This is a genomic window from Mesorhizobium sp. B2-3-4, assembly GCF_006442315.1.
Lineage (GTDB): Bacteria > Pseudomonadota > Alphaproteobacteria > Rhizobiales > Rhizobiaceae > Mesorhizobium.
This window is the reverse complement of sequence record NZ_VFVY01000005.1, coordinates 198,844-217,352: the sequence shown is the minus strand read 5'-3', so window position 1 is coordinate 217,352 and position 18,509 is coordinate 198,844. Positions and strand designations below refer to the sequence as shown.

Below are 18,509 nucleotides of genomic sequence, written 5' to 3'. Positions count from 1 at the left end.
GTTTCCCGGTTCCAGTCTGCGATCCGGCTGGCCCTGGAACGGCGCCTGTTGCGGTCATGGATCCGCCAGATGATTGCTCAGCCGCCACTTAGTGCTGGGTTAACCACGCAATATGTTCGAGTCGCGAAAGGAATCGGTAAGGCTGTTTATTAAGCCGATCGAAAGAGCTTCTCCCTAGATTTGCAGCATCCGATCAACCATCACAGAAGTTGACGGAAGTGCTGTAACACGTGGAGTAGGAGCTCTCGAATGTCTAATCTCATCGCACGTTTCGTGAAAGACGAATCCGGCGCGACCGCCATCGAATATGGTCTGATCGCCGCCCTCATCGCGCTTGCCATCATCACCGGCGCCGGCGCGCTCGGCAATGCCATCAATGCCAAGTTCACGACCATCGGCAACACGCTGAACTCCAGCGGCAGCTGATCTGCTTATTGCTGATCGTTCTGGACAGGGGTCGCCACGTGGCGGCCCCTGTTTCTTTGTTCCTTGGTCCAGGCGCCGACAATGGCTGTCTTTCCATTACGGACCTCATCAATCGTTAATCGAACCAGCCTAGATTGAACTCCGTGAAATCCGCACAATAGGCATGAGCGCCGATGCTTGAAGCTCTGATCTTCGTCGTCTTTCCGTTCTGCATGCTGTTTGCCGCGATCTCCGACATGCTGTCGATGACGATCGCAAACCGCGTGCCCGTGCTGCTTGTCGTCGTCTTTGCGCTGGTGGCCCCGCTGACCGGCATGGAATGGACGGCATATGGCTGGCATTTCGCCGCCGGCGCCATCGTCCTGGCCGTGACGTTCGGTCTGTTCGCCCTGGGAGGCATGGGCGGTGGCGATGCCAAGCTGCTGGCCGCCACGGCCGTGTGGATGGGGCTTAACGTCCATCTCGTCGAATATCTTGTCGTCTCGACCTTCATCGGCGGCCTTCTGACAATCGTGATCCTGCTCTACCGGAAGTCGCCGCTGGCGGTTTTCACCGGCCGCAATCCATTCCTGCGTCATTTCGCCGAAGAGTCGGCCGGTGTTCCCTACGGGATCGCGCTTGGCCTGGGTGGCCTGCTGACCTATCCCGATTCCCCTTTGATGGTGTGGGCGCTGGCTAGGCTGGCGAGCTGACACGATCTGATTTCCGTCATCCGCGGGCACGTTGAAGCCCGGCTTCGCGAGAAGCCGGGCTGACGCTTTTGCCGGCATCGCTGCCCAATCGTTCTAATTTATGTAAACCTTAAATTAATCACGATCGTAAGCATTGCATTAACCTTGTTTTGACGATTGCCGCTGCAAAGTCCGGCTTGGCTACGTGGTTTGCCAAGGGCGAGGGTTCGGACAGATGCCAGCATCCCGATTGATTATTCTGAGCGTGGCGGTCGCCGCGGCGGGCGGCGCTGGTTATGTCGCGAAGAACATGGTCGTCGCCCCGCCGCCCGTGATTGTCGAATCCGGACCCCAGGCTCCCGCCGTGGCCCTGCAGGACGTGCTTGTGCTTTCCGGGGATGTCACGATGGGCACCGCACTGGAGAACAACATCGCCTGGCAATCCTGGCCGGCCGACGGCATCAACGCGAATTTCATCACCAAGGCCACCGCCCCCGACGCCCTGGAGAAACTGAAAGGGTCGATTGCCCGCGTGCCGATGTACGCTGGCGAGCCCGTGCGGCGTTCCAAACTGATCGGCGAGGGCCAGAGCTTCATGTCGTCCATCCTGCCTTCCGGCATGCGGGCGGTCGCAACGACAATATCGGCGGACACTTCGGCTGGCGGCTTCATCCTTCCAAACGATTTCGTCGACGTCATCATGACCCGCAGGGCCGATCCCAACAGCGGCGCCGGCTTCAGCACCGAGACCATCCTCAAGAATATCCGCGTCCTGGCCATCGACCAGACCATCCAGGAAGACGAGGAAGGCAAGAAGACCAGGGTCGGCCAGACCGCCACGCTGGAGCTGACGCCCAAACAGGCGGAAATCATCACCGTTGCCCAGCAGATGGCGGATCGCCTGACGCTGGCGCTGCGGGCGATCACGGACACCCAGGAAAAGAATGTGGGCGAGGCCGACTATCTCGTTTCCGGCAATGGCCGCAGGGGAACGGTGAGGCTGATCAAGTCGGGCGAAGTCTCCGAGGTAGGGGCAAGGAAATGAGGCTAAGCGCTAAACTCCCGGCAATCGCGGCTACGGCATTCGGCCTGCTGCTCGTCGGCGCGAATGTGCAGGGCGTCGAGGCCAAGAGCACGCAGGTGTCGGCTACGACAGCCAACCAGCGCGTCAAGCTCGGCCTCAACAAGTCGGTGGTCATAGACCTGCCGAGCGATGCCTACGACATTCTTGTCGCCAACCCCTCCGTTGCCGACGCCGTGACCCGCACCGCAAGGCGCATCTACCTGTTTGGCAAGGCGGTCGGCGAAACCAACATCTTCGTCTTCGGGCCGAATGGCGAACAGATCGCCAGCCTCGATCTCGCCGTCGAGCGCGACGTCGCTGGCCTGGAAGATTACATCAAGCGCTTTCTGCCGACCTCGTCCGTCAAGGTGGAACTGCTGAACGACAACGTCATCCTGACCGGCACCGTCGACACGCCGCTGGATGCCAAACGGGCCGTAGACCTGGCGACGATCTTTGTCTCGGGCGGTGAAGCGACGACCGGTCAGTATTCGCAGACCGCCGCCGGCGGCTCGGCCCAGAGCGGCGTCGACATCAACAACCCGGATCAGGAGCGCCGCGTTTCCAAGATCGTCAATCTCTTGCAGATCATCGGTGACGACCAGGTCACGCTCAAGGTGACGGTCGCCGAAGTCAGCCGCTCGGTGATGAAGCAGCTCGGCGTCAATATGGTTGGCAATGGCGGCAGCAATGGCATCAGCTATGGCGCGATCAGCGACAATTTCACCGGATTGGGCAAGCAATTGTCGAATTCCGGTCTCTCGATCGGCAACTCCGCTCTGACGGCCTATGTCAACGCCATGGAGCAGGCAGGCGTCATGAAGACGCTGGCCGAACCGACCTTGACCGCGGTTTCCGGCGAGAAGGCGACGTTCAAGGTTGGCGGTGAATACAATATGGTGAGTGGCGTCTCCCAGAACGTGTCAACCGACAACCAGACCGGCCTGAAGACCTACACGGTCGACAAGATCGAGTACGGCATCGGCCTGGAATTCCAGCCTGTGGTGCTCTCTCCCGGCCGCATAAGCCTGAAGGTCAGGACGTCGGTCTCCGAGCCGACGACCGAAGGGTCGGTCGCGTTCTCGTCGGGCGTGACGAGCCCTGGCATGAATGCCTTGTCGTTGCGCAAGCGCCTTGCCGACACGACGGTGGAACTGCCTTCGGGCGGGTCCATGATGATCGCCGGCCTTGTTCGCGACGATGTGAGGCAGGCCGTCAACGGCTTGCCCGGGCTGACGAAGATCCCGGTGCTTGGCGCGCTCTTCCGCAGCCGGGACTTCGTGCGCAACGAAAGCGAACTCGTCATCATCATCACGCCCTACCTGGCGCGGCCGGTGGCGCGCAACGATCTGGCCAAGCCCGACGACAATTTCAACCCGCCGAGCGATGGCGCCGGCATGTTCCTCGGCAAGGTCAACCGCGTCTACGGCACCATGCAGACGGACAGGCCCAACGGCCGTTATCACGGCGTTGTCGGCTTCATTTACAAGTGAACGGGAAAGCGGACATGTCTCAGTCAGCATTGAAGGCAAGGACCATGGCGATGCGCTCGGGCCGCTCTCGGCTCACCCTCCGGGCCCTTCCGATCATGGCGGTGGCGGTGTCGGCTCTGCTGGCCGGCTGCGCCCAGCGCGATAGCGTGACAGTCGGCGCCATTCCCGACGATTATCGCACCAATCATCCGATCGTCATCGCGGAGAAAAACCAGAAGATCGATCTTCCTGTCGGCGCCGGCGACCGTGGCATGACCGGCTCGCAGCGCGACACGCTTCTGGGTTTCCTCGACGGCTACGACAGGAGCGCCGCTCCGACATTGACGATCCAGGTTCCAAGCGGATCGGCCAACGAGGTCGCGGCGACGGCCGCCGGCCGCGATTTCGCCCGGCTCGCGGTCGCCGCGGGCGTCAAGCGCAACCGGATCGTCGTTACTTCCTACCAGGCCGCGTCGAGCGAGATGTCCGCTCCGGTCCGCGTTGCCTACATTTCGGTGAGGGCGCAGACCGACAAATGCGGCCGCTGGCCCAGTGACCTGGTGGAAACGTCTGAAAACAAGCACTACGCCGATTTCGGCTGTTCTTATCAGAACAATCTTGCCGCGCAGATGGCCAATCCCGCCGATCTGCTGGGACCGCGCAAGCAGACCACAATCGATGCGGAAAATCGCGGCGCGGTCATAGACGTATATCGAAGCAGGGGCATTTCGGAAGAATTCCTCGGCAACTCGGAAGTGACTTACTAAGCCGCCCTCGGAAAGAAGCGACGTCAGGAACAGGCCACGGAAAGAGCATGACCATGAGCAACCTTGCCTATGACGCCACCGTGGAGGGCGGGGACACCTCCCCGCAGGACGTCGCCGCGATGCAGGCGTTGCGGCCGGTCCCGCGCATTTCGATCCAGGCCTTCTGCGAGACGGAGGGGGTTGCCAATCCGGTCCAGCGCGCCGGCGAGGACCGCCGCATGACCAAGGCGCATCTCAAGGTCCATATGGGCGGCGTCCCCACCGCGATCGAGTTCTACCAGTCGGCGCCGACCCCGAACCTGATCCTGCTCGAATCGCGCAGCGAACCCAAGCAACTGCTGGAGCAACTCGCCCAACTTTCCGAATACTGCGATCCGTCCTCGAAAGTGGTGGTGATCGGCCACTATAACGATGTCGGTCTCTATCGCGAACTCATCCGCTCCGGCATCTCCGAATATGTCATCGCGCCGGTCTCGATGGCCGACGTCGTGAGTGTCGTCTCCTCGATATTCGTCGACCCTGAAGCCGAACCGCTCGGCCGCTCGGTCGCCTTCGTCGGCGCCAAGGGCGGCGTCGGCTCCTCCACGATCGCCCACAACGTCGCCTGGGCAATGTCCTCGCTGTTCAAGTCCGAGGTCGTCGTCGCCGACCTCGATCTCGCCTTCGGCACCGCCAACATCAATTTCGATCAGGACCCGGCCCAGGGCATCGCCGAGGCGGTCTTCTCACCCGAGCGCATCGACGAAGTCTATCTCGACCGGCTGCTGACCCAATGCGCCGAACATCTGTCGCTGCTCGCGGCGCCCTCGACGCTGGAACGCGTCTACGACTTCGACCCCGAAGCGTTTGCGCAGCTTGTCGATACAGCGCAGCGCAGCGTGCCGCTCCTTGTGCTCGACGTTCCCCATGTCTGGACAGGATGGGCCAAGAACACGCTGATCAAAGCCGACGAGATCGTCATAACGGCGACGCCGGAACTGGCCAATCTGCGCAACACCAAGAATCTGGTCGACATGTTCAAGCGGCTGCGTCCGAACGACCCGCCGCCGAAATTGATCATCAACCAGGCCGGCGTCCCCAAGCGGCCGGAGATCTCGCCATCCGATTTTGCCGAGCCGCTCGGCCTGACGCCGATGTCGGTCATCGGCTTTGATCCCGTGCTGTTCGGCAATGCCGCCAACAACGGGCGCATGCTGGGCGAGATGGATGCCAAGAACCAGGTTGTGGCCACGATCAACGAAATTGCCCATGTGTTGACCGGCCGCAGTGAAATCAAGGCGAAAAAGAAGGCTGGCCTGGGCAGTCTGCTCGGCAAGCTTTCGCGCAACAAGAAGTGACGCAGCGGGGTCGGTAGTCGGTCATGTTCGGTAAAAGAGGCAACGACGACGGCAACCGGTTCACGCCGGAATTCCGGCAGCCGGCACCGGCGCCGGCTGCGCCACCTGCCGCCGTTTCGGCGGACACCGCGGTTCTCGCCAGGCCCGCGGTCGAGGCGCCGCCCATGGCGCCGGAGCCGAGGCGGGGGCGCGAAAAGAGCGAAACCTATTACGACACCAAGAGCCAGGTTTTCTCGGCCCTCATCGATACGATCGACCTGTCGCAACTCGCCAAGCTCGATCCCGAAAGCGCGCGCGAGGAAATCCGCGACATCGTCAACGACATCATCGCGATCAAGAACTTCGCGATGTCGATCGCCGAGCAGGAAGAACTGCTCGAGGACATTTGCAACGACGTGCTTGGCTATGGGCCGCTCGAGCCGCTGCTCGCGCGCGACGACATCGCCGACATCATGGTCAACGGGTCCAAGAACGTCTACATCGAGGTCAACGGCAAGGTCGAACAGACCAGCATTCGCTTCCGCGACAACCAGCAGCTGCTCAATATCTGCCAGCGCATCGTCAGCCAGGTTGGCCGCCGGGTCGACGAATCCAGCCCGATCTGCGACGCCCGCCTTCCCGACGGATCCCGCGTCAACGTCATTGCGCCGCCGCTGGCCATCGACGGCACCGCGCTCACCATCCGCAAATTCAAGAAGGACAAGCTGACGCTCGATCAGCTGGTGAAATTCGGCGCCATCTCGCCGCAAGGCGCCGAAGTCCTGAAGATCATCGGCCGTGTCCGCTGCAACATCGTCATCTCGGGCGGTACCGGCTCCGGCAAGACGACATTGCTCAACTGCCTGACCAACTATATCGACCGCGAGGAACGGGTCATCACTTGCGAGGACTCGGCCGAATTGCAGCTGCAGCAGCCGCATGTCGTGCGCCTGGAAACGCGTCCGCCCAATCTCGAGGGCGAAGGCGAGGTGACGATGCGCGACCTGGTCAAGAACTGCCTGCGCATGCGACCCGAGCGCATCATCGTCGGCGAGGTGCGCGGACCCGAGGTGTTCGATCTTCTGCAGGCGATGAATACCGGCCACGACGGCTCGATGGGAACGATCCACTCCAACAGCCCGCGCGAATGCCTGAACCGCATCGAATCCATGATCGCCATGGGCGGCTATTCGCTGCCGCAGAAAACCGTGCGCGAAATCGTCGTCGGCTCCATCGACGTGATCATCCAGGCGGCACGCCTGCGCGATGGATCGCGCCGCATCACCCATATCACCGAAGTGCTCGGGATGGAGGGCGACGTCATCATCACCCAGGATATCGTCCTCTACAACATCAAGGGCGAGGACGCGAACGGCAGGCTGGTGGGCGAGCACGTCTCGACCGGCATCGGCCGCCCGCATTTCTGGGACCGCGCACGCTATTACGGCGAGGAGCAGCGCCTCGCCATAGCGCTCGAGGCCATGGAGAAACGTGCTGACTGACGCACTCGAAGGCGTGAAGGCTCTGGTCGATGTTTGGAATTGACGGCACCGTATTGGCGTTTGTCGTGCTCGCCGGCTTCAGCGCCGGCGCGGTCGCCTATGCATTCCTGTTCAACCAGATCAGCAATGAGAAACAGGCCGGCAAGCGGCTGGAAACGATCAAGGCCGCCGAGACCGACCGTTCCATCGTCAAGGCCACCCGCGATCGGGCGGCGGATGCCGCCAAGCGCCGCAAATCGGTGCAGGATTCGCTGAAGGATCTCGACGAGAAGCAGAAGACCAAGGACAGCGCCGTCAAGAAGCCGCCGTTGAAGGCACAGCTTCGCCAGGCCGGGATGAAGGTCACGATCGAGCGTTTCTACATATATTCAGCCATATGCGGCCTGGCTCTGACGGTGGCCGCTTTCATGGCCGGTGCGCCGACGATTGTCTTGCCCGGCGTGCTGATCGCCGGTGCGCTCGGCCTGCCGCGTTGGTTCGTCTCCTTTCGCCGTGCCCGTCGCGTCAAGGCATTCCTCAACGAATTTCCAAACGCGCTCGATATCATCGTGCGCGCCGTCAAGTCAGGCTTGCCGTTGAACGACGCCGTGCGCCTGATCGCCAACGAATCGCCTGAACCCGTGAAGACCGAGTTTCGCCGCATCGTCGATTCGCAGCAGATGGGCATGTCGATCCCCGACGCGACCTTGCGCATGCCCGAAACCATGCCGTGCACCGAGGCGAGCTTCTTCGGCATCGTCATCCAGATCCAGGCGCAGGCCGGCGGCAATCTTTCGGAGGCGCTGGGCAACTTGTCGCGCGTGCTGCGCGACCGCAAGAAGATGAAGGCCAAGGTGGCGGCCCTGTCGATGGAAGCGAAGGCATCCGCGGCCATCATCGGCGCCTTGCCGTTCATCGTCGCCTTTCTCGTCTACCTCTCCAGTCCCAACTATCTGATGCCGCTGTTCAACACCAGCGTCGGCAATCTGATACTTGGTTGTGCGGGCGTCTGGATGTCGATCGGCATCCTGGTGATGCGCAAGATGATGAACTTTGAAGTCTAGGGCCGAGGCATGACCGAACAAGTCATCAAATCACTGACGGACCCGAGCCTGCTGATTGCGCTGCTGGTCGCTCTCGCCGTGTTCGCAACCGTCTTCACGCTGCTGCCGGCGTTTGGCGGAAGCCAGCTCAAGGCGCGCATGAAGTCGGTCGCGCTGGAGCGCGACGAGCTTCGCGCCAAGCAGCGCGCGCGGCTTGCCAGCGATGCCGATCGCCGGCGCAAGGGCTTGCGCGAACAGCAGTCGGTCGGCATGCGCAACATCGTCGACCGGCTCGACCTGCGGCGTGCACTGGCCGACGAAGCCACCTTGCAAAAGCTCAAGGTTGCCGGCTTTCGCGGCCAGAATCCGCTGACGCGTTTTCTGTTCTTCCGTCTGGTACTTCCTTTTGCCGGCTTCGCGTTGGGGCTGCTCTATATTTTCGTGTTGGGGGGATTGCCCGACAAGCCGCTGGTGATCCGGCTGTTCGTCTGCATTCTCATTGCCTATGGCGGCTTCTACGCCCCGGTCCTCTACGTCAACAACCGCGCGACCAAGCGCAAGCAGTCGATCCAGCTGGCATGGCCGGATGCGCTCGATCTGATGCTGATCTGCGTGGAATCGGGCATGTCGGTGGAAGCCGCGCTGCGCAAGGTCGCCGACGAGATCGGCGCGCAGTCGGTGGCCCTGGCGGAAGAATTCATCCTGACCAACGCCGAGCTTTCCTACCTCCAGGAACGCAAGCAGGCCTATGAGAACCTGTCCAGTCGCACGGGGCTGGAATCGGTCAAGTCGGTTTCGCAGGCACTCGTCCAGGCCGAGCGCTACGGCACGCCCGTGGCGCACGCGCTGCGCGTGCTCGCCGCCGAAAGCCGCGACATGCGCATGAACGCCGCCGAGAAGAAGGCCGCCGCCCTGCCACCCAAGCTCACCGTGCCGATGATCCTCTTCTTCCTGCCGGTGCTGTTCGCCATCATCCTGGGGCCGGCGGGCATCCAGGTCAGCCAGCGCGGCATTTTCGGCCAGTCGCAAACCAACGGCACCCAGTAGCCGAACCCGCACAATCCAAAACGAAAGGAGCCGCGCGGTATTTTCCGCGCGGCTCTTTTTTCTGGCGCCGTGGGGGCGATCAGTTGGTTGCGGTTTTCTTCTTGTCCTGATCCTTGAGCTGGGTCCAGGCGTTCTGCTGGGCCAGCATCTGCCTGAGATAGGCGACGTTGGCCTGAGCCTGTTCGGGCGAAAGCTCCTGCGAGGCGATCTTCTCGGCCTCGTCGAAACGGCCCTGCAGGCCGACGACGAGCGCCAGGTTCTGGCGCACCCGGCTGTCGGCGTTCGGCTGCTGGGCGGCCGAGCGCATGTAGGTTTCGGCGGTGCGCAGATCCCCTTCCAGCACGTAGGACATGCCGAGATTGGAAAGGATCGAAGGTTCGTTGGGCTTGAGTTCGAGGGCCTTGCGGTAGAGCTGGCGTGCCTCATCCTTCTGGTTGAGCTGGTCAAGTATGGCGCCTTCCGCGGAAACCAGCCGCCAGTCGGGATATTCGGGCGTCTGTGCGCGGCGTACCGCATCGAGCGCCGGTTCGAACTGGCCGTTGGCGGCCAGCGCCTTGCCGTAGGCGGCAAGCACGTCGCGGTCCTTGGGATAGGCGATGGCCAGCTTGCGCATCACGGCAAGCGACTGATCGGCATCCCCGTCCATCTGCAGCGCCGCCGCGAAATTCGTCGCGATCCGCTTGTCGGTGGGGTTCTTCGCATAGGACTGGCCGAGAGCGGCGGTGGCATTGTGCAATTCGCCCGCCGACATCGTCTCCAGCGGCTTGCCACTGGTGCGGCCGATCGAGCCGGTGGTGAGTTTGTCGGTGGCGCAGCCCGCGACGCCCGCCGCGAGCGCCACCGCGACAGCCGTGCTGATGAGCCGCTTCGTCCTGGCATTCATCGTGCGGTTGATCGGCATCGGCACCGGCCTCCATTCATGCGCGCGGCCATTGCATGGCCATCTTCCCTCCCGCAGAAATATTCTGTTAACCCTAACGCATGGTTAAGATTGTTCGCCGGTTGGCCTGGCCGAATGAAATCGGCCGTCAGGAGTCAAATGCTGAACGTTGTGCTTGTCGTCCCAAATGACAATGAAAAGACCTGGCGGGATTTTCGGGAGATCGCGGCCGTTGCCGGAAAACAGGGCGTGAGGGTCACGCTTGTGCGTCATCGGCGCAAGGAGCAGTTGCGGCTTCTGCCGTTGTGGCTTCGCTCCACCGTTTCGATGGCGCTGACGGGGCGGACGGACCGCAAGCTTTTGCCGGGCCGCTTTCTGTCGGGTCGCCGCATCAGCAAGATCGAGGAATATCAGGTCTTGGAAGACGCCGGTGCTCCTGTCCCCAAATGGACCGAGCTCAAGCCCGGGACGGCGCTCGACCCCGGCGAATGGGGTCCCTATGTCATCGAGAAACCGTCTCGCGGCATGTTCGGCGCCAATGTCAGGCCGCGAAAGACCTCGCGCGTGAAATTCGAGCATCAGTCGGATCTGCCCTCGACACATCGCGGATCCCAGGCGCCGATGATCGTTCAGAAATTTGTCTATACCGGCGAGTGGCCGGTAAGCTACCGGGTCGTCACCGCTTTCGGTGACGTTGTCCTTTGCATTCGCGTGACGACCAAGCGCGGAACGCCATTGCGGACACGCTGGGGATTCGACCAGGGTGGCGTGGCGATCGTCTCGAACACGAAGGAGATGGAAGTCGTCCTCGATGCCGATCCGGAGATAATGGCCGTGGCCAGTCGAAGCCATCGAACGGCCTTTCCAGACATCCCCATCCTTCAGTTCGACCTGGGCCGGGATGCGGAAACGGGCGAGATTTGCGTCTTCGAATGTCACCCGTTCGAACCGACCTGGCCATTTTCACATGGCAGGGCCATGGCGGTCCAAGCCTTCTACGGCGTCAGCTTCGACAACCAGTTCGGTGCGATGGAGGGCATTGGCCGGGCGGTGGTTCGCAAAGCCAGGGAAATCTTGTGAAACATGCGGCCAGGTGCCATGGCGGCCGGACCGGGAGCAACTCGGAGTTGCTCGTTGGCGGGCAGGGCTCTTTAGTGTTTCCGCCACCCGAATCGCTTCGCGGCCGAGCCGCTTGCCGCCAACTGGAGACCGTGAATGCCCGTCGAACTCGTTGAAGAGAAATCGAACACCGCCTTGCCGGTCTACATCGTACCCCGTGACGGCCTGGACATGGCGGGCATTCCCGCCGCCGCCCTGGCCTGGTCGCGCGCCAACGGCTTTTCCGGAGAGGCCGGCAGGACATTGGTGATACCGGCTGAAAACGGAGCGCTCGGCGGCGCTCTGTTCGGTGTCGGCAATGGCGAGGGCGCGCTCGCCATGGGCGCGTTGGCGAAAGCCCTGCCCGAAGGCGACTGGTTCTTCGCCTCCACGCCAGCCGAGCCGGAACTGGCGGCCATCGGGCTGGCGCTCGGCGGCTATGTCTTCACCCGCTACGGCAAGAAGCCGGGCAAGGCGTTGCGCTTCGAATTGCCGGCCGGCGTCAATGCGCGGCGCGTCCGTCGCATCGCCGATGGCGTCTTCCTGGCTCGCGACCTGGTCAACACACCCACCAGTGACATGGGCCCCGATGATCTCGAGACGGCGGTGCGAACCCTGGCGGCAGCGCATCAGGCCGACGTCTCGGTGATCAAGGGCGACGATCTGCTCGAACGGAATTTCCCGATGATCCATGCCGTCGGTCGCGCCTCGGCTGATGCGCCGCGCCTGATCGACATGACCTGGGGGCAAAAGGATGCTCCGAAGGTGACGCTGGTCGGCAAGGGCGTCTGCTTCGACACCGGAGGCCTCGACATCAAGCCGTCATCCAGCATGCTGCTGATGAAGAAGGACATGGGCGGCGCGGCGAACGTGCTGGGCCTGGCATCGATGATCATGGCCGCCGGGTTGAAGGTGCGGCTGCGGGTGCTGATCCCCGCCGTCGAGAATTCGATCGCCGGCAACGCGTTCCGCCCGGGAGACGTGCTGGCGAGCCGCAAGGGTATCACGGTCGAGATCGGCAATACGGATGCCGAGGGGCGGCTGGTGCTGGGCGATGCGCTGGCACTTGCCGACGAAGAAGAACCACGGCTTCTGATCGACATGGCGACGCTGACGGGAGCCGCCCGCGTCGCGCTTGGCCCCGACCTGCCGCCCTTCTACACCGACGACGAGGCGCTTGCCTCGGAGCTGGCGGCGGCGTCGCTGGCGCTCGAGGATCCGCTCTGGCGCATGCCGCTATGGAGGCCTTACGACACCAAACTGTCGTCGAAGATCGCCGACATCAACAACGTCACCACGGACGGTTTCGCCGGTTCGATCACGGCGGCGTTGTTCCTGAAGCGCTTCGTCGAGAAGACGGCGAGCTGGGCGCATTTCGACATCTTCGCCTGGAGCCCCGCCGATCGCCCCCACGGCCCCGCCGGTGGCGAGGCGCAAGGCATCCGGGCGCTGGAGCGGGTCATCTCGACACGCTTTGGCTAACGGGACGGCGGCAGGCAGAGCCGGCAAATTGCTGGAGACTGAAACGGAACCGAAACAATTTGCCGTCATGCTGGCGCGATGTCGATTGCGATGCGCCCGAGCCAGGCCTTGCGACTGTGGCAGCAAGTGATGCTGTCGCAGGTGCGCGAGGACGCGCCCGACTTGACCATGCGCCAGACGGCGATCCTGTTCACCATCTATCTCGATCCGCCGCCGCACACGGTGCGCGGGCTCGCCGCCCGTCTCGACGTGACCAAACCCGTCATCACGCGCGCGCTCGACACGATGGGCGCGCTCAAACTGGTGTCTCGCCATCGCGACGAACTCGACAAGCGCAATGTCCTGATCAAGCGCACCGTCGAGGGCGCGCTCTTTGTCGAGCGCTTCGGCGATGGTATCATCGCCAAGGCACACGACCTGCCGATCTGATCATAGTGCTTATTCAACAGGGTTGCCGATTTTGACCGCTCACGACGCACGCCTTCATGCCTTCCGCTCCGACCTCGCCGATGCCAGGTTGCAAGGAGAGGTCGTTGCCGACCGTTTCGTGGCTGGTCGCCAGGCGCGGATTTCGGTGCCGGTGGCCGATATCCGCAAGGCGCCGAAACCGGATTCGGGCGTCAACACGCAAGCCTTGTTCGGCGACGACGTCCTGGTTTTCGAGAATGCCGGAGGCTGGGCCTGGATCCAGGCCGAGCGCGACGGCTATGTCGGCTACGTCGCCGATACAATGCTGGGCGGGCGCGACCATGCGCCGACCCATATCGTCTCGGTGCCGCGCACCTTCCTTTATCCCGGTGCCGACCTGCGCTTTCCGATTGCCGGGCATTTGTCGATGGGATCGACGGTAACGGTGACGGGTGCCGCCGAAACACGCGGCACGCATTATGCGCTATTGCCCTCCGGTGAAGCCGTGATTGCTGGCCATCTGCGGTCGATCGGCCAGGTGGCCGGTGACTATGTGTCGGTCGCCGAGACGTTTCTCGGCACGCCCTATCTGTGGGGCGGCGCTTCCGGCTTCGGCATCGACTGCTCCGGCCTCGTGCAACTGGCCATGCGCATGGCCGGCAGGGACGCGCTGCGCGATTCCGACATGCAGGCGGCGAGCCTCGGCGAGCCGCTCGAGCCTGGTCCGGATTTCTCCGGCCTGCGTCGCGGCGACCTCGTGTTCTGGAAAGGCCACGTCGCCATCATGACCGACGCCGAAACCATGATCCATGCCAACGGTCACACCATGCTGGTGTCGCGCGAAGGGCTGAAGGAAGCAGTCGCGCGCATCGGCTACCTCTATGGCGGCCCGACCGGGTTCAGAAGGCCGTAACCTCTTTCCTTCTCCCCGTTCAACGGGGAGAAGGTGCCCGAAGGGCGGATGAGGGGCGGCGCCTGACTGTTCGCGCTGCCTCTCACCCGTTTGCCCGTCCTTCGCCCCGCTGCGGCTACGGAGGGTGAACCGGCATGCTCTCCCCGTATAGTGACGGGGAGAGGAAATGCTGCAACGATCCCCTTTTGTTCCGATTTTCCTTGGCGATTGTCCGCCGTCGCGCTACCTCTCTGGCGTGACCGTTGAGCCGCGCCTTGCTGACCAGAATGCCGCTGTGGCCCTGCCCGAACCATTCCTCAGATGGTTCGGCGAAAAGGGCTGGTCGCCGCGAGCGCACCAGATAGAACTGCTGGCGAAGGCCCAGGCCGGGCAATCCGTGTTGTTGATCGCGCCGACCGGTGCCGGCAAGACGCTGGCCGGGTTCCTGCCGTCGCTGACCGAACTGGCCGTCAGGCCGAAACGAAAGCCGGGCGCGGCGCGGCGCGGGATTCACACGCTGTACATCTCGCCGCTGAAGGCGCTGGCCGTCGATATCGAGCGCAATCTCGGCAAGCCGGTCGAGGAGATCGGTCTGCCCGTCACCATCGAAACGCGCACCGGCGACACGCCTTCACACAAGCGCCAGCGCCAGAAGCTTGCACCGCCCGATATCCTGCTCACCACGCCGGAACAACTGGCGCTGCTGATCGCGGCGGGCGATGCGAAACGCTTCTTCGAGGATCTGCGCTATGTCGTGCTCGATGAATTGCATTCGCTGGTGACGTCGAAACGCGGCCATCTCTTGGCGCTGGGACTGGCGCGGCTGCGCAGCTTTGTCCCCGGCCTGCAGACGATCGGCCTGTCGGCGACGGTGGCCGAACCGGACGAGTTGCGGCGCTGGCTGGTCAGCCAGAATCCGCCCAGAGGTGTGGCAAGCTCCGAGATGGCGGAACTGATCGTCGTCACCGGCGGCGCCAAGCCCGACATCTCGATCCTCGATTCGGAAGAGCGCGTGCCGTGGGCGGGTCACTCGGCCCGCTACGCCACGCCGGAAATCTACCGCGAGATCAAGCGCCACAAGACGACCTTGCTGTTCGTCAACACGCGCAGCCAGGCGGAATTGCTGTTCCAGGAGTTGTGGCGGGTCAACGAGGACACCTTGCCGATCGCGCTGCATCATGGCTCGCTCGACGTCGCCCAGCGCCGGCGCGTCGAAAAAGCGATGGGCGAGAACGCATTGCGCGCCATCGTCGCCACCTCGACGCTCGATCTCGGCATCGACTGGGGCGATGTCGACCTGGTTGTCCATGTCGGTGCTCCGAAAGGGGCCAGCCGGCTGGCGCAGCGCATCGGCCGCGCCAACCACCGCATGGACGAGCCCTCCAAGGCGATCCTGATCCCCGCCAATCGTTTCGAGGTGCTGGAGTGCCGGGCAGCCCTCGACGCCAATTATCTCGGCGCGCAGGATACGCCGCCGCTGGTCAATGGCGGGCTCGACGTGTTGGCCCAGCATGTGCTGGGCTGCGCTTGCGGCGCGCCGTTCCGCGCCGATGATCTGTATGAAGAAGTGCGCGCCGCCGCGCCCTATGCCGGCCTCGATCGGCCGACCTTCGACCGTGTCGTCGATTTCGTCGCCACCGGCGGCTACGCGCTGAAGAATTACGAGCGCTATGCCCGCATCCGCTTGAACAAGGATGGGTTCTGGCGGGTCTCCAACCCGCGCGTCGCCCAGCAGTACAGGCTGAACGTCGGCACCATCATCGAGGTGCCGGCGCTCAACGTGCGTTACGTCAAGGCCGGTAGCAAGGGCTCAGCGTCGCGCGGCGGCAGCGTTTTGGGCAAGATCGAGGAGGCCTTCCTCGAAACGCTGACGCATGGCGACACCTTCATGTTCGCCGGCAAGGTGCTGCGTTTCGAAGGCATCCGCGAGAATGAATGCTTCGTCTCGAACGCGCCCGGCAGCGATGCCAAGGTGCCCTATTATGGCGGCGGCAAGTTCCCGCTCTCGACCTACCTCGCAGAGCAGGTCCGCATCATGCTCGACGATCCGCAGCGCTGGAAGAAATTGCCGGAACAGGTCGCCGACTGGCTGCGCTTCCAGTCCGACAAATCGATGCTGCCCAGGCGCGACGATCTGCTGATCGAGACCTTTCCGCGCGGCAACCGCCACTATCTCGTCGCCTATCCTTTCGAGGGCAGGCTGGCGCACCAGACGCTCGGCATGCTGCTGACCCGCCGTCTCGACAGGGCCGGCGCCAGGCCGCTCGGCTTTGTCGCCACCGATTATGCCCTGGCCATATGGTCGCTGGGGGACATGGGCGCCATGTTCAAGGCCAGGAAACCGTCGCTCGGCGCGCTCTTCGATCAGGACATGCTGGGCGACGATCTCGAAGCCTGGCTGGCCGATAGCTGGCTCCTCAAGCGCACGTTCCGCAATTGCGCGCTGATCTCGGGCCTGATCGAAAAACGCCACCCTGGCCAGGAGAAGAGCGGCCGTCAGGTCACCGTGTCGACCGACCTGATCTACGATGTGCTGCGCAGCCATGAGCCGGACCACATCCTGCTTCAGGCGACGCGGGCCGACGCGGCGACCGGCCTGCTCGATGTCAGCAGACTTGCCGACATGCTCTCGCGCATCCAGGGTCGAATCATGCATAAGGCGCTCGAACAGATATCGCCGCTGGCGGTGCCGATCATGCTCGAGATCGGCAAGATGCCGGTGAACGGCGAGGCCGATGAAACGCTGCTGATGGATGCGGCGACGCTGGTCGAAGAGGCCATGGGGCCTGGGATGGTTGACGAATGAACTTTTCGCTGGCGCGCGCATCGCTGATCGCGGAGGCCGACCTTGTCGGCATCGCGGGCGAGCGTGCGGTATGCGATCCGCGCGGTGTGCTTTATTTTCCCGAGTTCAAACTGCTGGCGGTCTCCGACCTGCATCTGGAAAAGGGCTCGTCGCTGGCAAGGCGCGGCGCGCTGATCCCGCCCTACGATACCGGCGCGACCCTGTTGCGGCTGCAAGCGGTCATCGCGGACTACCAGCCATCGGTCGTCATCAGCCTCGGCGACTCCTTCCATGATGGCGGCGGCGCCGAGCGCATGCATCAAAGTTTCCGCGAGCGGCTGGATGCGTTGATAGCAGGGCGCCAATGGTTCTGGGTCGCCGGCAATCACGATCCGGAAGCGCCCGCCGACCTGCCCGGCGAGACCGTGCGGGAACTGGCCATAGGCTCGCTGCTGTTCCGGCATGAGCCGTCGAAGGTGCGCGTCGAGGGCGAGATTTCGGGCCATCTCCATCCCTGCGCCCGCATCGTGCAGCAAGGCCGCTCGGTGCGCAGACGCTGCTTCGCAGGCGACGGCGGCCGCATGATCATGCCGGCCTTCGGCGCCTATACCGGCTCGCTCAACGTGCTCGACCGCGCCTATGCCGGCCTGTTTCGGCTGGAGACGCTGATGGCCTATATGCTGGGCGCCCAGCGTGTCTTTCCCATTTCCGGCTCGATGCTGCGGCCGGGCTGAGGTCTATCGCCCATAATAGAGCATGACCGTGTGCTTCGCCTCGGCGAAGAACAGCCAGCGCTCGACCAGCATGCCGGCGAACTGGACGATTGCGGCAAGCGCCGACACCAGCGCCGCTATTGGCCACGGCAGGGCGAGTGCGGCAACCAGCAACAGGATCGGGACGCCGAAAGCCAGCGCCTGCGTGATCAGGCGCAGCTTCGCGGCGTGCTTGCGCGCGATGCGGAAACCCATTTCCTTGAGCAGGTAGTTTTCCTCGGTATGCGGCCATTCCAGCGATCGCACCGTGCCGCCGGCGAGCCCGGTGGCGGTGTTCGCATTGGTGGGGATTTCAAGTCTGTCATTGTGGCGCCAGGTCGCCAGCTTCCAGCCCCAGCCTAGCAAGGTGAGCAGCACCGAAGCCGCAAGCAGGGTCTTTGAGGCGAGCGCAAAACCCTGCAGCAAGGCATTCATGAGCACGCAGCCGCTCATTGCCGAGAAGACGAGATAGCCGGGCAAGGTGTACGGGCTGTGCCACTGGGCGACCGGCTTCAACGAAGCATAGATCATGCCGGTCATGCACACCGTGATGACGGCGCAGATGGCGGCCAGAAGCCCGGCGGCGGCCACCCAGCCGTCGAGGCGGCCGAGGATGACCCAGCCGAGGCCGAACAGCCCCGCGGGAATGAAGGTGGCGACCGAGGCAACGCCTTCGCGCGACAGCCACGAGCTGCGCCATTGCGAGAACGCCCGCCAGGCTCGTTCGGGCCTGCCGAGATGGCCGGTCGACGACAACAGGCCGGCCGCGATCAGGCCGAGCGCCAGCCCCATGCCGACAAAGCCCGGCCAGAAATCGGGTGCGATGAAACCGAGTGGGCCGAGCACGCCGAGCAAGGCCAGCAGCCCATAGCCGGCACCCGTGGCGGTGGTGAAGAAGACGACCGAAAACGCCGGATGCATGGATG

17 protein-coding genes are annotated in these 18,509 nt (G+C 63.4%); 15 read left to right on the top strand and 2 right to left on the bottom strand.

The annotated features are described in order from the left end of the window. The first annotated feature begins 249 nt into the window (after positions 1-249). The 9 genes from FJ967_RS10590 (at position 250) to FJ967_RS10550 (ending at position 9,286) form a co-directional block, all read left to right on the top strand. Positions 250-426 (top strand): Flp family type IVb pilin, encoded by a 177-nt coding sequence (locus tag FJ967_RS10590; protein WP_140731651.1) that lies wholly within the window; start codon positions 250-252, stop codon positions 424-426. A 173-nt stretch (positions 427-599) separates the two neighbouring features. After that, positions 600-1,118, top strand: a complete 519-nt coding sequence (locus tag FJ967_RS10585) for a prepilin peptidase (protein ID WP_140731650.1) — start codon at positions 600-602, stop codon at positions 1,116-1,118. 214 nt (positions 1,119-1,332) lie between these two features. Then, positions 1,333-2,142 (top strand): Flp pilus assembly protein CpaB, encoded by an 810-nt coding sequence (gene cpaB, locus FJ967_RS10580; protein WP_140731649.1) that lies wholly within the window; start codon positions 1,333-1,335, stop codon positions 2,140-2,142. Then, complete coding sequence (locus FJ967_RS10575; protein WP_140731648.1) at positions 2,139-3,653, top strand: type II and III secretion system protein family protein; 1,515 nt, start codon at positions 2,139-2,141, stop codon at positions 3,651-3,653. The genes cpaB and FJ967_RS10575 overlap by 4 nt, the downstream gene beginning before the upstream one ends. A 14-nt stretch (positions 3,654-3,667) precedes the next feature. Continuing rightward, positions 3,668-4,399: a CpaD family pilus assembly protein gene (locus tag FJ967_RS10570; protein ID WP_140731647.1), complete on the top strand. Its 732-nt coding sequence runs from the start codon at positions 3,668-3,670 to the stop codon at positions 4,397-4,399. 47 nt (positions 4,400-4,446) lie between these two features. Further along, positions 4,447-5,736, top strand: a complete 1,290-nt coding sequence (locus tag FJ967_RS10565; protein ID WP_140731646.1) for a CpaE family protein — start codon at positions 4,447-4,449, stop codon at positions 5,734-5,736. 23 nt (positions 5,737-5,759) lie between these two features. Continuing rightward, positions 5,760-7,217 carry a CpaF family protein gene (locus tag FJ967_RS10560; protein ID WP_140731645.1) on the top strand — a complete coding sequence of 486 codons (1,458 nt, stop codon included), beginning with the start codon at positions 5,760-5,762 and terminating at the stop codon, positions 7,215-7,217. 29 nt (positions 7,218-7,246) lie between these two features. After that, positions 7,247-8,260, top strand: coding sequence for a type II secretion system F family protein (locus FJ967_RS10555; RefSeq protein ID WP_140731644.1), 1,014 nt, complete (start codon positions 7,247-7,249; stop codon positions 8,258-8,260). Between the two features lie 9 nt (positions 8,261-8,269). Beyond that, a complete protein-coding gene (locus tag FJ967_RS10550; protein ID WP_140731643.1) occupies positions 8,270-9,286 on the top strand; it encodes a type II secretion system F family protein in 1,017 nt (338 codons plus the stop codon). A 79-nt stretch (positions 9,287-9,365) separates the two neighbouring features. On the opposite strand, the gene FJ967_RS10545 is transcribed toward FJ967_RS10550, so the two are convergent. Beyond that, positions 9,366-10,187 (bottom strand): tetratricopeptide repeat protein, encoded by an 822-nt coding sequence (locus FJ967_RS10545; protein ID WP_140731642.1) that lies wholly within the window; start codon positions 10,185-10,187, stop codon positions 9,366-9,368. A gap of 18 nt (positions 10,188-10,205) precedes the next feature. Here FJ967_RS10545 and FJ967_RS10540 point away from each other — a divergent pair, with 18 nt between their 5' ends. From FJ967_RS10540 to pdeM, 6 genes are all read left to right on the top strand, one after another. Then, positions 10,206-11,246 (top strand): hypothetical protein, encoded by a 1,041-nt coding sequence (locus tag FJ967_RS10540; RefSeq protein ID WP_140731641.1) that lies wholly within the window; start codon positions 10,206-10,208, stop codon positions 11,244-11,246. A gap of 135 nt (positions 11,247-11,381) precedes the next feature. Continuing rightward, entirely contained in the window at positions 11,382-12,746 is a 1,365-nt protein-coding gene (locus FJ967_RS10535; RefSeq protein ID WP_140731640.1) for a leucyl aminopeptidase family protein, read from the top strand. Between the two features lie 78 nt (positions 12,747-12,824). Then, positions 12,825-13,175 (top strand): MarR family winged helix-turn-helix transcriptional regulator, encoded by a 351-nt coding sequence (locus FJ967_RS10530; RefSeq protein ID WP_140731639.1) that lies wholly within the window; start codon positions 12,825-12,827, stop codon positions 13,173-13,175. 31 nt (positions 13,176-13,206) lie between these two features. Next, positions 13,207-14,067, top strand: a complete 861-nt coding sequence (locus FJ967_RS10525) for an NlpC/P60 family protein (RefSeq protein WP_140731638.1) — start codon at positions 13,207-13,209, stop codon at positions 14,065-14,067. Between the two features lie 235 nt (positions 14,068-14,302). Next, positions 14,303-16,852 carry a ligase-associated DNA damage response DEXH box helicase gene (locus tag FJ967_RS10520; protein ID WP_140731745.1) on the top strand — a complete coding sequence of 850 codons (2,550 nt, stop codon included), beginning with the start codon at positions 14,303-14,305 and terminating at the stop codon, positions 16,850-16,852. Then, positions 16,849-17,565, top strand: coding sequence for a ligase-associated DNA damage response endonuclease PdeM (gene pdeM, locus FJ967_RS10515; RefSeq protein ID WP_140731637.1), 717 nt, complete (start codon positions 16,849-16,851; stop codon positions 17,563-17,565). The genes FJ967_RS10520 and pdeM overlap by 4 nt, the downstream gene beginning before the upstream one ends. A 3-nt stretch (positions 17,566-17,568) precedes the next feature. Here the strand turns inward: pdeM and FJ967_RS10510 are convergent, their stop codons facing one another. Continuing rightward, positions 17,569-18,504 carry a DmsC/YnfH family molybdoenzyme membrane anchor subunit gene (locus tag FJ967_RS10510; RefSeq protein WP_140731636.1) on the bottom strand — a complete coding sequence of 312 codons (936 nt, stop codon included), beginning with the start codon at positions 18,502-18,504 and terminating at the stop codon, positions 17,569-17,571. Between the last annotated feature and the right edge of the window lie 5 nt (positions 18,505-18,509).